Source organism: Bradyrhizobium sp. CCBAU 45389 (genome assembly GCF_028128625.1).
Classification (GTDB): domain Bacteria; phylum Pseudomonadota; class Alphaproteobacteria; order Rhizobiales; family Xanthobacteraceae; genus Bradyrhizobium; species Bradyrhizobium liaoningense_B.
In genome coordinates, this window is record NZ_LBIY01000081.1 from 65619 (window position 1) to 81257 (window position 15639).

At 64.7% G+C, this 15639-nt stretch carries 12 protein-coding genes; 4 read left to right on the top strand and 8 right to left on the bottom strand.

The annotated features are described in order from the left end of the window. Positions 1-2: 2 nt before the first annotated feature. The 5 genes from sucC to XH79_RS12760 all read right to left on the bottom strand — a co-directional run bounded on the left by sucC (position 3) and on the right by XH79_RS12760 (position 5363). Positions 3-1199, bottom strand: a complete 1197-nt coding sequence (sucC, locus tag XH79_RS12740) for an ADP-forming succinate--CoA ligase subunit beta (protein WP_271581895.1) — start codon at positions 1197-1199, stop codon at positions 3-5. Positions 1200-1409: 210 nt separating this feature from the next. Further along, positions 1410-2378 (bottom strand): malate dehydrogenase, encoded by a 969-nt coding sequence (gene mdh, locus XH79_RS12745; protein WP_008145224.1) that lies wholly within the window; start codon positions 2376-2378, stop codon positions 1410-1412. A gap of 248 nt (positions 2379-2626) precedes the next feature. Next, complete coding sequence (gene zapE / locus XH79_RS12750; protein ID WP_212346448.1) at positions 2627-3811, bottom strand: cell division protein ZapE; 1185 nt, start codon at positions 3809-3811, stop codon at positions 2627-2629. Between the two features lie 206 nt (positions 3812-4017). Then, a complete protein-coding gene (thpR, locus tag XH79_RS12755; protein WP_212346444.1) occupies positions 4018-4554 on the bottom strand; it encodes an RNA 2',3'-cyclic phosphodiesterase in 537 nt (178 codons plus the stop codon). A 173-nt stretch (positions 4555-4727) separates the two neighbouring features. Further along, positions 4728-5363, bottom strand: coding sequence for an arylesterase (locus tag XH79_RS12760; protein ID WP_271581940.1), 636 nt, complete (start codon positions 5361-5363; stop codon positions 4728-4730). Between the two features lie 55 nt (positions 5364-5418). On the opposite strand from XH79_RS12760, the gene XH79_RS12765 reads away from it, so the two are divergent. From XH79_RS12765 to XH79_RS12780, 4 genes are all read left to right on the top strand, one after another. Continuing rightward, complete coding sequence (locus XH79_RS12765; RefSeq protein ID WP_271581896.1) at positions 5419-6135, top strand: ABC transporter ATP-binding protein; 717 nt, start codon at positions 5419-5421, stop codon at positions 6133-6135. Continuing rightward, positions 6132-8702: an ABC transporter permease gene (locus XH79_RS12770; RefSeq protein ID WP_271581897.1), complete on the top strand. Its 2571-nt coding sequence runs from the start codon at positions 6132-6134 to the stop codon at positions 8700-8702. The genes XH79_RS12765 and XH79_RS12770 overlap by 4 nt, the downstream gene beginning before the upstream one ends. A 270-nt stretch (positions 8703-8972) precedes the next feature. After that, positions 8973-9764: a Bax inhibitor-1/YccA family protein gene (locus XH79_RS12775; protein ID WP_026312126.1), complete on the top strand. Its 792-nt coding sequence runs from the start codon at positions 8973-8975 to the stop codon at positions 9762-9764. 281 nt (positions 9765-10045) lie between these two features. After that, the gene (locus tag XH79_RS12780) at positions 10046-10576 is read left to right on the top strand and encodes a GNAT family N-acetyltransferase (RefSeq protein WP_212346433.1); all 531 of its coding nucleotides are present in this window, start codon (positions 10046-10048) and stop codon (positions 10574-10576) included. A gap of 216 nt (positions 10577-10792) precedes the next feature. Here XH79_RS12780 and XH79_RS12785 read toward each other — a convergent pair whose 3' ends face one another. The 3 genes from XH79_RS12785 to acnA form a co-directional block, all read right to left on the bottom strand. Then, positions 10793-11164, bottom strand: coding sequence for a DUF2794 domain-containing protein (locus XH79_RS12785; RefSeq protein WP_212346430.1), 372 nt, complete (start codon positions 11162-11164; stop codon positions 10793-10795). Positions 11165-11789: 625 nt separating this feature from the next. Next, positions 11790-12566, bottom strand: coding sequence for a DUF1223 domain-containing protein (locus tag XH79_RS12790; protein ID WP_271581898.1), 777 nt, complete (start codon positions 12564-12566; stop codon positions 11790-11792). Between the two features lie 248 nt (positions 12567-12814). After that, positions 12815-15535: an aconitate hydratase AcnA gene (acnA, locus tag XH79_RS12795; RefSeq protein WP_271581899.1), complete on the bottom strand. Its 2721-nt coding sequence runs from the start codon at positions 15533-15535 to the stop codon at positions 12815-12817. Positions 15536-15639: the final 104 nt, after the last annotated feature.

The window sequence follows — 15639 nt, forward strand, 5'->3', positions numbered from 1 at the left end:
CCTTAGCCTCCCTTGACGGCCTTCACGATCTTCTGCGCGGCGTCGTCGAGATTGTCGGCCGGCACCACGTTCAGTCCGGATTCACGGATGATCTTCTTGCCGAGCTCGACATTGGTGCCTTCGAGGCGCACCACCAGCGGCACGCTGAGGCCGACCTCGCGAACCGCAGCCGTGACGCCCTCGGCGATCACGTCGCACTTCATGATGCCGCCGAAGATGTTGACCAGGATGCCCTTCACGTTGGGATCGGCGGTGATGATCTTGAACGCGGCCGCGACCTTCTCCTTGCTGGCGCTGCCGCCGACGTCGAGGAAGTTCGCCGGCGCCATGCCGTAGAGCTTGATGATGTCCATCGTCGCCATGGCGAGACCGGCGCCGTTGACCATGCAACCGATGTTGCCGTCGAGCGTGACGTAGTTGAGGTCGTACTTCGACGCCTCGATTTCCTTGGCGTCTTCCTCGGTCTCGTCGCGCAGCGCGAGCACCTCGGGATGACGGAACAGCGCGTTGTCGTCGAACGACACCTTGGCGTCGAGCACGCGGAGCTGGCCCTGCTTGGTCACGACCAGCGGGTTGATCTCCAGCATCGACATGTCCTTGGCGACGAACGCGGCGTAGAGCTGAGCGGTGAGCTTTTCGGCCTGCTTGGCGAGGTCACCGGAGAGCTTCAGCGCGTTCGCAACCGTGCGGCCGTGATGGCCCATGATGCCGGTGGCGGGATCGACCGAGAAGGTCACGATCTTCTCGGGGGTGTTGTGCGCGACGTCCTCGATGTTGACGCCGCCCTCGGTCGAGACGACGAAGGAGACGCGCGAGGTCTCGCGGTCGACCAGGATCGAGAGGTAGAACTCCTTGTCGATGTCCGAGCCGTCCTCGATGTAGAGGCGGTTGACCTGCTTGCCGGCGGGGCCGGTCTGGATCGTCACGAGGGTTGCGCCCAGCATCTGCTTGGCGAATTCGGAGACCTCTGCTGCCGACTTGGCGATGCGGACGCCGCCCTTGTCGCCGGCCGAGGCTTCCTTGAACTTGCCCTTGCCGCGGCCGCCGGCATGGATCTGGCTCTTCACCACATAGACCGGACCGGGCAGCGCCTTGGCGGCGGCTTCCGCATCAGTGGCCTTGAGGACCGGGACGCCCTTGGAGATCGGGACGCCGAACTCACCCAGCAGCGCTTTGGCCTGATATTCATGGATATTCATATGGTCGCTCCCTGAACCCGCGGGCGGTGACCTCTTGGGCCCACCTCAGTCTTGTGGCTGGCATACCATATACCACAGGAACTGCAACCCGGATTCTTTGACTTCGAGATCTCTGGACTGCTGACCGGGAACCCGCCCCGGCAGTGGGGTCCCGGAAGTGAAACCGCCGAAGACCGGTTTTTCGATCTTCGGCGGGGTATTGTCTGAGCCTTAGCGGCCGAGAAGATCGGGGGCGATCTTCTTGCAGGCATCGACCAGGCCCTGCACGGCGCCGACCGACTTGTCGAAGGCTTCGCGGTCCTTGCCGGCGAGTTCGATCTCGACGACGCGCTCGACGCCCTTGGAGCCGATCACGACGGGCACGCCGACATACATGTCCTTCACGCCGTATTCGCCGTTCAGGTACGCGGCCGAGGGCAGCACGCGCTTCTTGTCACGCAGATAGCTCTCGGCCATCGCGATCGCGGAAGCGGCCGGGGCGTAGAAGGCCGAGCCGGTCTTGAGCAGATTGACGATCTCGGCGCCGCCGTTGCGGGTGCGGTCGACGATCTCGTCGAGGCGCGCCTGCGAGGTCCAGCCCATCTTGACGAGGTCGGGCAGCGGGATGCCGGCGACGGTGGAGTACTTCACCAGCGGCACCATGGTGTCGCCGTGACCGCCGAGCACGAAGGCGGTGACGTCCTCGACCGAGACGTTGAATTCGTCGGCCAGGAAGTAGCGGAAGCGCGCGGAGTCGAGCACGCCGGCCATGCCGACGACCTTCTTGTGCGGCAGGCCCGAAGCCTTCTGCAGCGCCCAGACCATCGCATCGAGCGGGTTGGTGATGCAGATGACGAAGGCGTCGGGGGCGTACTTCTTGATGCCGGCACCGACCTGCTCCATGACCTTGAGGTTGATGGAGAGGAGGTCGTCGCGGCTCATGCCGGGCTTGCGCGGCACGCCGGCGGTGACGATGCAGACCTTGGCGTTGTCGAGCGCTTCGTAGGAGTTCGCGCCGGTGTAGTGGGCGTCGAAGCCGTCGACCGGCGAGGACTGCGCGATGTCGAGCGCCTTGCCCTGCGGCACGCCCTCGGCGATGTCGAACATCACGACGTCGCCCAGTTCTTTCAGGCCGATGAGGTGAGCCAGCGTTCCGCCGATTTGACCGGAGCCAATCAAAGCAATCTTGTCGCGCGCCATGTGAACCTGTCCTTTAGACATCCGAAGGAGGGAAAACTGATGGGTGGTTATCCCTTTCGCTTCCCGCGTTCAAGTCGGCGGATGCCCATTTGTCGGGCTTGCCGATGCCTCGGGCACGCAGCCCTGTCATTCCGGGGCGCGCGAAGCGCGAACCCGGAATCTCGCGCGATAATCTCGGGCTTCCGGGTTCGCCCGCATTTTGCGCGGGCGCCCCGGAATGACAGCGGTACCTTCGACGGGAATAGGACTTAAGTCTCCACCAGGCCCTTGGTGGAGCCGCTGGCGGTGGAATCCTTGCGGCCGTGAGGCAGCGCCAGATAGGATTCCGAGCTCATTTCGATCAGGCGCGAGGCCGTCCGCTTGAACTCCATGGCTTCGGTGCCCTCGGTGGCGAGGTAGAGCGAGATCGGGTTGGCGTCCGCCGAGGCCATCAGCTTCACGGCATTGTCATAGAGCGTGTCGATCAGCGTGATGAAGCGCTTGGCGGCGTTGCGCTGGGAGAAATCCATCACTGGAATATGGTCGACCAGGATGGTGTGATAGTCGTGCGCCAGCCTGAGATAGTCGGATGCGCCGAGCGGCTTCTCGCAGAGATCGGCGAAGGAGAATCGCGCCACGCCATGGGCCGAGCACGGCACGTGCAGGATGCGGCCCTTGATCGAAATGTCGCGCGACCTGCATTTGGCGCCGCCCGACATCTTCGACCAGGCGCGGTCGAGCGCGGCATCCGCATCGCCGTCGGCCGGCGTCAGCCACATCGGCACGCCCTGCAGCTTCTCCAGCCGGAAGTCGGTGCGCGCATCGAGCCGCGCGACGTCCATGTGGTCGGTGATCTGCTTGATGAAAGGCAGGAACAGCGAGCGATTGAGGCCGCCCTTGTAGAGATCGTCGGGCGCGACGTTGGAGGTCGCGACCACGACGGTGCCGAGCTCGAACAGCTTTGCGAACAGGCGTCCCAGGATCATCGCATCCGCGATGTCGGTGACGTGGAATTCGTCGAAGCAGAGCAGCCAGCTCTCCTCGAAGATCGCAGTCGCCGTCAGCACGATGACGTCGCCGTCGGCGATCTCACCGCGTGCGATGCTCTGGCGATAATCGTAGATGCGCTCATGCACATCCGCCATGAATTCATGGAAATGCGCGCGGCGCTTGTGCTCGACCGAGGAGTGCTGGAAGAACAGATCCATCAGCATTGTCTTGCCGCGGCCGACCTCGCCATGGATGTAGAGCCCGTGCGGCGCATCGTCCTTGTCGCTGCTGAACAGGCGGCTGAGCAGGCCCTGCTTGCGCGCGGGCTTGTAACTTGCGAGCCGCTGGTCGAGCGCCGCATAGGCCTCGGCGACCTCGGCCTGCGCGGCATCCGGCTCGATCGCGCCCGATGCGATCTCGGCCTGGTATGCCTCGTGGAATGAGGAATTTTGGGTGGAGAGCATGGCCCCTTACCGCCAGAGATGGGCGGAAATTGCAAGCCGTGAATTGGTGCGGGGCGCTATGCGTTCCGTGCCCCGGACGCGGTGCGGCGTGCAACGCTGCTACGCAGAGCCGGGACGCACTGTTTCGTTCATTGCCGTGGAGCGATCAGCCCCGGCTCAGCAGTGCACCACTTCGTGGCGCACTGCGTCCGGGGCACGAAAGCGGATCATTCACACAGCTCGTAGGCGTCCTCGACGATGTACGGGCCGCCGCCCGTCGATGCCCGCGACGAGAACAAGACAAAACGTTCCGCCATGAACGCCTTGCTCGGGAAGTAGCCGCGGATCGAGAGATAGTCGGCGACGTCGCGGTCGGAAGCGTCGTGCAAGCGTGCCAGCGTGACGTGCGGGGTGAACTTGCGTCCCTCCGGATCAAGACCGATCCGCTGCATCATGCGTTCGAGCTCGGCCTGCAATTCCATCAGCGGCTTGCTCGGCGCGATCGTGGCGACCACCGCGCGCGGCTTGCGGCCGCCGAAGCTGGTGAGGCCCTGCACCTTCACCTCGAACGGCTTGCGGTCGACGCGAAACAGCATCGAAGCAATCTCGTTGGCGGAGACGCCGTCGATATCGCCGATGAAGCGCAGGGTGACGTGATAATTTTCGGGATCGATCCATCGGGCGCCGGGAAGGCCGCCCCGCAAGTTGGAAAGCGACTGGCCGATGTCGGCCGGGATTTCCAGACCAGTGAACAGACGCGGCATCGTTTCGCACTCCCGATGCTTGGGTACGGCCCTCGACCGAGAACCATATCCAAATTAGAGCCGGCGACGAATCACCGGTACCCTGATTCCTATCGCAGTTGTGTGACTCTGCGAAGCATCGCGCGGCCCACCCCGTGAAAACCCTGGGAATTAGGGTTAGCGTTGCCTGCTTTTCAACGCCGTTGCTCGGTTATCGTGCCAAGGAATGCCTCCACCATGGGCATGATGTTGCCGACGATGATGTCGACGCCCGCCGCGGTCGGATGGATGCCGTCGGCCTGGTTGAGCTTGGCGTCGGCAGCAACGCCCTCGAGGAAGAACGGATAGAGCGGCACGTCGAATTGTTTCGCCAGATCCGGATAAATCGAATTGAAGCGCGCCGCGTATTCGGCGCCGTAGTTCGGCGGCGCCAGCATACCGCACAGCATCACTGGAATCTTCCGCGCCTTGAGCCGCTGCACGATGTCGGTCAGCGCCGTGCGCGTCAGGGCGGGATCGATCCCGCGTAGCGCGTCGTTGGCGCCGAGCTCGACGATGACGCCATCGGTTCCATCGGGCACGGACCAGTCGAGCCGGTCGCGCCCGCCGGAGGTAGTGTCGCCGGACACCCCGGCATTGGTCATGTCAACCGCTATGCCTTTGGCCTGCAAGGCTTTTTGGAGTTTTTGAGGGAACGCCTCCTGGGCCGGGAGGCCGAGACCGGCGCTCAAGGAATCGCCGAGAACCACAAGCTTGATCGGTTTTGTCGCCTCGGCCCAGGCCGGGTTCGCGACCGTCATCAAGGCGAACATCAACACGGCTATGTGCATGAACAATCCGTAACGCCTCTCGACCGCGCTATCGGAGTTGCCATATGACCGGACCATGGACACCTATTCCTCTTCGCTCGCCACGACCGCGATGGACACCATCGCCATCTCCAACGTCAATCTCTCATTGGGCACGGGCGCGGCACGCGTTCACATCCTCAAGGACATCAGCCTGCGCGTCGCCTCGGGCGAGACGATCGGCCTGATCGGCCCGTCAGGCTCGGGCAAATCCACGCTGCTGATGGTGATGGCGGGGCTGGAGCGTCCTGATAGCGGAGAGGTGGTGGTGAGCGGCACGCCTTTCAATGCCCTCGACGAGGATGCGCTGGCCCGCTTCCGCGGCCGCCAGGTCGGCATCGTCTTCCAGTCCTTTCATCTGATCCCGACCATGACGGCGCTCGAGAACGTCGCCGTGCCGCTCGAGCTCGCCGGCAATCCCGACGCCGCCAAGCGCGCGGCGCAGGAGCTGCAATCGGTCGGCCTCGGCGATCGCCTGCATCACTACCCGACGCAGCTCTCCGGCGGCGAGCAGCAGCGCGTGGCGCTGGCGCGCGCGCTGGCGCCCGACCCCGCCATCCTGGTCGCGGACGAGCCGACCGGCAATCTCGACGAGGCCACCGGAAAGCAGATCGTCGACCTGCTCTTCACCAAGCATGCCGAGCGCGGCATGACCTTGGTGCTGGTGACGCACGATTCCTCGCTGGCGCATCGCTGCGATCGCGTCATCCGTCTGCGCTCGGGGCGCATCGACACGCAGTCTGCGCCGGCATGAGCGCCGCTGTCGAACCGTTCACTAAGCCGAACGCCGTGGCACTGTCGCTGCGCTACGCGCTGCGCGAATTGCGCGGCGGCCTGCGCGGCTTCTACGTCTTCATCGCCTGCATCGCGCTCGGCGTGATGGCGATCGCCGGCGTCGGCTCGGTCTCGGCGAGCCTCTCCGACGGGCTCGCCCGCGAGGGGCGCACGCTGCTCGGCGGCGACGTCTCCTTCGTGCTGTTCCAGCGCGAGGCCAAGCCCGAAGAGGTCGCCTTCCTGCGTTCGCGCGGCACCGTCTCGACCGCGGCGACCTTGCGCGGCATGGCGCGCTCGGCCGAGGGCAAGCTCGCGCTGGTCGAGATGAAGGCGGTCGACAGCACCTATCCAATGCTGGGACAGCTGACACTGGCACCGCAGCTGGCGATGTCCGATCTCGTCGCCGAGCGCGACGGCGCGTTCGGTGCCGCCGCCGATCCGACCCTGCTGGCGCGGCTCTCGCTGAAGACCGGCGACCGCGTCACCATCGGCTCCGCAACCTTCCAGATCCGCTCGACCGTCGAGGCCGAGCCGGACAAGCTGGCCGGCGGCATCGGCTTCGGTCCGCGCTTTTTGATCAGCGAGGCGGGCCTGCGCGCCACCGGGCTGATCCAGCCCGGCAGCCTGGTGCGCTGGGTCTACCGGGTGAAGCTGCCTGATGCCGCCAACAACGAGCGCGCCACCGAGGCCTTCATCGCGGATGCGCGGAGCGCCGCGCCGCAGGCCGGCTGGGAAGTCCGCAGCCGCTCCAATGCCTCGCCGCAGCTGGAGCGCAACATCAGCCGCTTCACGCAGTTTTTGACGCTGGTCGGCCTCGCCGCGCTGCTGGTCGGCGGCGTCGGCGTCGCCAACGCTGTCAAGAGCCATATCGACCGCAAGCTCGAGGTGATCGCGGCCTTCAAGGCCGTCGGCGCCACCGGGCGGGACGTGTTCGGCATCTACCTGGCGCAAGTCATCCTGCTGGCGGCGATCGGGTCCGTGATCGGCCTTGCGCTCGGCGCCGCCATGCCCTTCGCCATCGTCGGGCTGTTCGGCAAGCTGCTGCCGCTGCCAGTGGTGCCGGCCGTGCATGCCGACGAGCTCGCGCTGTCCTTCGTCTATGGCCTCCTCACCGCGCTCGCCTTCGGCCTGTGGCCGCTCGGGCGCGTGCATGACGTGCCGGTGGCGGCGCTGTTCCGTGACACCATCAGCTCCGAATGGCACCGGCCGCGGGCGAGCTATCTCGTGTTCATGGGCGTCGTGATCGTCCTGCTCATCGCAGTCGTGATCGGCCTGTCGTTCGACAAGCGCATTGCCGCGGTGTTCGTGGCCTCCTCCGTCGTGGTGTTCGCGTTGCTGCGCGGCATCGCCGCGCTGCTGATGACAATCGCGCGGCGGCTGCCGCGGACGCGGCAGCCGATGCTGCGGCTGGCGATCGCCAACATCCACCGGCCGGGCGCGTTGACGCCCTCGGTGGTGCTGTCGCTCGGTCTCGGGCTCGCCGTGCTCGTCACCATCACCCAGATCGACGGCAATCTGCGCCGGCAGTTCCTCGCGGCCCTGCCCGACCGCGCACCGTCGTTCTTCTTCATCGACATCCCGAGCACGCAGGCCGAGCAGTTCGACTTCTATCTGCGCCAGATCGCGCCGGGCGCGAAGGTCGAGGACGTGCCGATGCTGCGCGGGCGTATCGTCGCCGCGCGCGGGGTGCGCGCCGAGGAGCTCAAGCCGACCACGGATTCCGAATGGGTGCTGCAGAGCGACCGCGGCCTGACCTACACAGCCGAGCTGCCGAAGGGCTCCAAGGTGGTCGAGGGCGAGTGGTGGAGCGCCGATTATTCCGGCCCGCCGCTGGTCTCGATGGAGAAGAAGATCGCCGACGGGCTCGGCCTCAAGCTCGGCGACGAGGTCGTGGTCAACGTGCTCGGCCGCGACATCCCGGCGAAGATCAGCAACCTGCGCAACATCGACTGGCAGGGCATGGGCATCAATTTCGTCCTGGTGTTCTCGCCCAACGCCTTCAAGGGCGCGCCCCACACCCATATCGCGACGCTGACGGAGACCGGCGGCGATGCCGCGGGCGACGGCAAGATCATCAAGCAGGTGGCCGACGCCTATCCCATGGTGACGAGCGTGCGCGTGCGCGAGGTGATGGAGACGGTCGGCTCGGTCGTGACCAATCTGGCGCTGGCGATCCGCGGCGCCAGCGCCGTAACCCTGATCTCGGCGATCCTGGTGCTGGGCGGGGCGCTTGCCGCCGGCCACCGTCACCGTGTCTACGATGCGGTAATCCTGAAGACCCTGGGCGCGACGCGCCTGCGGCTGCTCGGCGCCTATGCGCTCGAATACCTCCTGATCGGGCTCGCCACCGCCGTGTTCGGCGTGATCGCCGGCAGCATCGCGGCCTGGATGATCGTGACGCGGCTGATGACGCTCAGCTTCGTCTGGCAGGCCGGCAGCGCGGCCGGCGTGGTGGCGGCCGCCCTGATCGTCACGGTTGGGCTCGGGCTCGCCGGCACGCTGCTGGCGTTGAACAAAAAGCCCGCCACGGTGTTGCGGAATTTGTGACAAATGGTAGCGGGCAGCCGTGCGGTAGCGAAATCGCACGATTCCTGCGATTAACCACGCTCCGCCCGTCTGGATTGTAGCCAAGGGCGACATTCAGCCGCGCGTGGACGGTTGCAGCGAATGTGTTAGTTTCCCACATATCGAATGGGTTCGGAGCCCCGATTGTTAGCCAAAATTTAGTCGGCAGGCAGCGGTATCCGAGATAGAGTTTGACGAACCGGCGGCATGGCGACCCTCGTGCCGGACCGGCCAACCAGCGGGAATTCGACCATGTCGGACCTAGACCGTAACTACGCTTCTCCTTTCGGCAGGGCCGCCGGGCGTGTTGACGCCGCGACGGTCGATGCCGGCCTGCGCGCTTACATGCTGCGCATCTACAATTACATGAGCATTGGCCTCGCCATCACGGGCCTTGCCGCGCTCGGCGTCTACATGGCCGCCGTGACCGACGTTCCGACCGCGGACGCCGTCCGTGTCGGCAAGCTGTTCCTGACGCCGTTCGGCTACGCGATGTTCGTCAGCCCCCTGAAGTGGCTGTTCATGCTCGCGCCGCTTGCGATGGTGTTCGTGATCTCGGCGGGCATCAACCGTCTCGCCCCCTCGACCGCCCAGATCCTATTCTGGGTGTTCTCGGCGCTGATGGGCATCTCGCTGTCGTCGATCTTCCTGGTGTTCACCCACACCTCGATCGTGCGGGTGTTCTTCATCACCGCGGCGACCTTCGGTGCGCTCAGCCTCTACGGCTACACCACCAAGCGTGACCTGACCGGCATGGGCTCGTTCCTGTTCATGGGCCTGATCGGCATCATCATCGCGAGCCTGGTGAACCTGTTCCTGGCGAGCTCGATGCTGCAGTTCATCGTGTCGGTGGTCGGCGTGCTGGTGTTCGCGGGCCTCACCGCCTGGGATACGCAGCGGCTGAAGAACGACTACATCTACGGCTACGCTTCGGCCGGCGGTGACATCGCAGAGCGTGCGGCCATCACCGGCGCGCTGTCGCTGTACCTGAACTTCATCAACCTGTTCACGCTGCTCCTGCAGCTCCTCGGCCAGCGCGATTAAGCGACAGGCCCGAGAGAACGGACACGAACCCCGGCCGGGAGGCCGGGGTTTTTGTTTGGGGCCGCGGTGGCAGCCACATACGCGGTGTCATCGCCCGCGCAGGCGGGCGATCCAGTATTCCAGAGGCAGTCGTGATTAACCGAGAGGCCGCGGGTACTGGATTCCCCGCCTTCGCGGGGAATGACGGCGGAGAAAGTGGTGGCTAAGCTCGCAATGACGGAGGATGTGGGATGCGCCCAGGCCCCTTCCAGCGCCCGCGGGAAGGCTCTAATCTTGCCCTTATGTCCGCACCTGAAATCAGGCCCACGACCGAGGCCGACCTTCCCGCAATCACCGCCATCTACCAGCAGGCCGTCCGCGAGGGCACGGCGACGTTCGAGTTGGATCCGCCCGACCTCACTGAGATGACGCGCCGCTACCGCGCGCTGGTCGACGGCGGCTATCCCTATTTCGTCGCGATCCTCGACGGGCGCGTGGCTGGCTATGCCTATGCCGGCGCCTACCGGCCGCGGCCGGCCTACCGCTTCACGGTGGAGAACTCGATCTATCTCGACCCGTCCTTCCACCGCCGCGGCCTCGGCTCATTGCTGCTGGAGCGGCTGATCACCGAATGCGAGGCGCGCGGTTTTCGCCAGATGATCGCGGTGATCGGCGATTCCGCCAATGCCGGCTCGATCGGCGTGCACACCAAGGGCGGCTTCAAGATGATCGGCACGCATCCCAATGTCGGGCTGAAATTCGGCCGCTGGCTGGATACGGTGATGATGCAGCGCGACCTCGGCGAGGGCGCGCGCACGGTGCCGACAAAATAGCGCAGTCCCGTAGCCCGGGTGAGCGTAGCGATACCCGGGAACATCATAAGCAAAGACCCGGATGTCGCTTCGCTCATCCGGGCTACGAAGACTTCGCCACATCACCGGTGTCGTAGGGTGGGCAAAGCGGAGCGTGCCCACCATCTGCGGCGATGGAGAAGGGACGTGGGCACGGCGCGTTGCGCCTTTGCCCACCCTACGGCACCGTTCGCTTGGCTACACCACCGCCAATTTCCGATCGATCACCAGCAGCACGCGCTCGAGTTCGTGGCCGCGGCGCAGAATCAAACCCGTCGCCGAGATCACGCTGTACATGCCCTGCTTGCGTGCAAGGCGCGGATCCTTCTCGATGCGATAGATCGGCACTTCCGAGGCGCGGCGAAACACCGAGAACACCGCCCGGTCCTTCAGGAAGTCGATGGCGTAGTCGCGCCACTCGCCGTCGGCCACCATGCGGCCGTAGAGATTGAGAATACGATGCAGCTCGAGCCGGTTGAAGGTCACCCGGTTCGCCTGCGCGTTCGCAGCGGCGGGATACGCCGCCGCGCGCTGCCCGCTTGGATCGGCATCCTCCGGCATCAGACTCATGGGAAGCGCCTCCTCATCGCACGGCATGACCGCGTCCGCGAAAACCGTCCCCGGAACCGCGGATCATGACAGTTGCATGATTGCGCCAACCGCTGTCCTCCGCAAGGGCTCTCGATGGAACCCGGGAAAAGTGCCCTAAAGAGTCTCTAAAGGGTCTGGGGGCTCAACCGATGGAATCGGGTACGGACCAGACCACACGCAGGGGTGGAAATCCGTCGCGACGAACCGTCACGGGATCGTGCTCAAGAATCTTAGTCTCGCCGCTTTTCCGCCCAGCGCCTGCCGCCCTGCATTGCGAAAAGAACGATGTGCGTTGACCCGGTCCTTTCGGTTCCGGATTCCTCAGCCCCCAGCCCCCCGGGGTCGAACAGGATCGGGTCTGTACGCGCGACAAGGAGGGCCAACGCGAGTTGGTCCTTTTTTGTTTGTGTCGGGATGTTGCTGGGCTCGACGAACTCTCCCTCATCCGCGCGAGTACTTTCCCTCCTCATCCTGAGGAGCCGCGAAGCGGCGTCCCGAAGGATCGAGGCCGAGCTGCATCAGCGGGGCCTTGCATGGTTCGAGACGCGCGCGAGGGCGCGCTCCTCACCGTGAGGAGCGAAAGCGAATGCGACGCTAGGGAGAATCAGTGCAGCGACGTGTACGCCGCGCCGAGCATCGGGCCCGGCCTCTCGCGGCTGCCGTCCTGGACGTAGACCACCGCACCGTCGACGCCGTCGCGCGTAAGGTTCTCGATCGGCACGGTCCAGCTCTCCGGGCGACCGGTCCAGTCGCCGACCTTGAGCAGGTTGCGCACCACGTTGTGATAGGTGATCTGCTGTCCGCGATTTTCGCCCTTGGCGATCGAGATCGGCACCGACTTGGAGATCGAGCAGATCCAGACCTCGCCGTGCGAGACCGCCGGCTCCTTGCTCGCGGCCACCGACACGTTGATCTGCTTGCCCGAGAGCGACATCGTCACCGGCACGCTCATCACGCCGATGCCCTTGTCGGTCTTGCCGATCGCGTTTTCGATGCCGGCGCGATCGCTGCCGATGACATGCGTCGAGCCATTCACCACGACCTGCGGCGTGTAGACCTCGCGGTCACCGCGCATGCGCGAATAGGCACGCTGCCGTGCAGAGAAACGCGAATCCGCCAGCGTGTCCTTCCAGCCGAGATAGTCCCAATAATCGATCGGCATGCTCAGCGCGATGATCGAGGGATCGCTGGAAAGATCGCCGATGATCTTGTCGGCGGGCGGACAGGACGAGCAGCCCTGCGAGGTAAATAATTCGACAACGGCGCGGGGATCGGCGTGGGCGGGACGGATGACGGCGACGATTGCACAGATGCCGAGTGCTCCCGACCAGAGGGCACCGGACCAACGTGAAATCAGGGGAGAAGCCGTCATTGTTGTCATGTCGAACGCCGCACACCAAAGCTCGTGGGAGGGGGAATCTTATCGATTGATGGTCACCGTAGTCTTACGGGGCGCGGCCTGCTCAACCATCCAGGAAACCGTGCCAGGCCGATTTTCGCCAAGCCGATTTTCCGCCGGATGGGCCCATCCAAAGCATGCCGCAAACGCGCGAAGGCGGCCTTGTGATAGGCCGCCTTCGTTTAACCTTCTACTCACGTCGCAGTGAGCCACCGTTCACAAATTCGCGCTTAGGCCGCGAGCTTGCGCAGCACGTAGTGCAGAATGCCGCCGTTACGGTAGTAATCGAGCTCATCCAGCGTATCGATGCGGCAGAGCAGCGAAACGCGCTGCAACGAGCCGTCGCCGGAGACGATCTCCGCGGTCAGCTTCTGGCGCGGCTTGAGATCGCCGACCAGACCGCGCAGCGTGACCTTCTCGTCGCCCTTGAGGCCGAGCGACGACCACGAGGTGCCCTCCTCGAAGGTCAGCGGCAGCACGCCCATGCCGACCAGGTTGGAGCGATGGATGCGCTCGAAGCTCTGGCAGATCACGGCGCGCACGCCGAGCAGACGCGTGCCCTTCGCGGCCCAGTCGCGCGAGGAGCCGTTGCCGTATTCGGCGCCGGCGAACACGACCAGCGGCACCTGCTCCTGCTGGTACTTCATCGCGGCGTCGTAGATCGACATCTGCTCGCCGTCCGGCCAGTGCTTGGTGAGACCGCCTTCCGGAATGTTGCCGTCGGCGCCCTTCAGCATGAAGTTCTTGATGCGGATGTTGGCGAAGGTGCCGCGCATCATCACTTCATGGTTGCCGCGACGCGTGCCGTACTGGTTGAAGTCGGCGGGACGCACCTGGCGCTCGCTGAGATACTTGCCCGCGGGCGAGGTGAGCTTGATCGAACCGGCCGGCGAGATGTGGTCGGTGGTGATCTTGTCGCCGAACATGGCGAGAATGCGCGCCTCGACAATGTCGGTGACCGGCTCCGGCTCCTTCTTCATGCCTTCGAAATAGGGCGGGTTCTGCACATAGGTCGAAGACATGTTCCAGCGATAGGTCTCGCTCTCGACCGTCTTGATCTTGCGCCAGTTGGTGTCGCCCTTGAACACGTCGGCATACTTCTTCTTGAAGATCGCCGAGGTCACGAACTTCTTCATGAAGGCGTTGATCTCCTTCGTCGTCGGCCAGATGTCCTTGAGGTACACCGGCTTGCCGTCCTTGCCTTCGCCGATCGGCTCGACGGCGAGGTTCTTGGTGACGCTGCCGGCGAGCGCGTGGGCGACGACCAGCGGCGGCGAGGCCAGATAGTTCGCCTGCACGTCCGGCGAGACGCGGCCTTCGAAGTTGCGATTACCCGAGAGCACGGCGGCGGCGACGATGCCGTTGTCGTTGATCGACTTCGAGATCTCCTCCGGCAGCGGACCGGAATTGCCGATGCAGGTGGTGCAGCCGAAGCCGACCAGGTTGAAGCCGACCTTGTCGAGATCCTTCTGCAGACCGGAGTCGGCGAGATAGCCCGCGACCACCTGGCTGCCCGGGGCGAGCGAGGTCTTCACCCACGGCTTGGCCTTGAGGCCCTTCGCGGCGGCGTTGCGCGCCAGCAAGCCGGCGCCGATCAGCACGCTCGGATTCGAGGTGTTGGTGCAGGAGGTGATGGCGGCGATCACGACGTCGCCATGGCCGATCTCGAAGTTCTTGCCCTCAACGGTGAAGCGCTTGGTCGGCTCCTCGGCCTTCTTGTACTCGGTGCCGAGCGCCAGCGAAAAACCTTCGGCGACCGAAGGCAGCGCGATGCGGCCTTCGGGACGCTTCGGGCCGGCCATCGACGGCACGACGTCGGCGAGGTCGAGGGTCAGCGTTTCCGTGAACACCGGATCGGCCGACTTGGCGGTACGGAACAGGCCTTGCGCCTTCGCATATGCCTGCACCAGCGCGACGCGCGGCGCCGCACGGCCGGAGGTCTTGAGGTAGTCGATCGCAGCGGCGTCGACGGGGAAGAAGCCGCAGGTCGCGCCATACTCAGGCGCCATGTTGGCGATCGTGGCCTTGTCGGCGACCGAGAGATTGTCGAGGCCGGGGCCGAAGAACTCGACGAACTTGCCGACCACGCCGAGCTTGCGCAGCATCTGGGTCACGGTCAGCACGAGGTCGGTGGCGGTGACGCCTTCCTTCATCGCGCCCTTCAGCTTGAAGCCGACGACGTTGGGCAGCAGCATCGACAGCGGCTGGCCGAGCATGCAGGCTTCCGCCTCGATGCCGCCGACGCCCCAGCCGAGGACGGCCAGACCGTTGACCATGGTGGTGTGGGAGTCGGTGCCGACCAGCGAGTCGGGGTAGGCGACCTCGAAGGTGCCGGTCTTCTTGCCGACCGTCATCTTCTCCTTCTTGGTCCAGACCGTCTGGGAGAGATATTCGAGATTGACCTGGTGGCAGATGCCGGTGCCGGGCGGCACGACCGAGAAGTTCGAGAACGCCTTCTGGCCCCACTTCAGGAACTCGTAGCGCTCCTGGTTCTGCTTGTATTCCTCGGTGACGTTCTTGGCGAAGGCCTTGTTGTCGCCGAAGAAGTTCACGATCACGGAGTGGTCGATGACGAGATCGACCGGCACCAGCGGGTTGATCTTCTCGGCGTCGCCACCAAGCTTCTGCATGGCGTTGCGCATCGCTGCCAGGTCGACCACGGCCGGAACGCCCGTAAAATCCTGCATCAGCACGCGGGCCGGGCGGAAGGCGATCTCATGCTCCAGCGACTTCTTGCGCAGCCACTTCGACACCGCGACGATGTCTTCCTTCTTGACCGAGCGGCCGTCCTCATTGCGCAGGAGGTTCTCGAGCAGGACCTTCATCGAATAGGGGAGTTTCGAAATTCCCTTCAGACCATTCTTCTCGGCCGTGGGCAGGCTGTAATAGACATAGGTCTTGGCGCCGACCTTGAGGGTCTTTTTGCATTTGAAGCTGTCGAGCGAGGTCATGTAGGAAATCCCAATTGTTAGTTATACCCGGCAGGGTATTTTAACACCGTCAGCGTAGCAGGCTGGGTCGCTTGCAGGGGCAGGTTGAGTTGCTGCATCAAGTA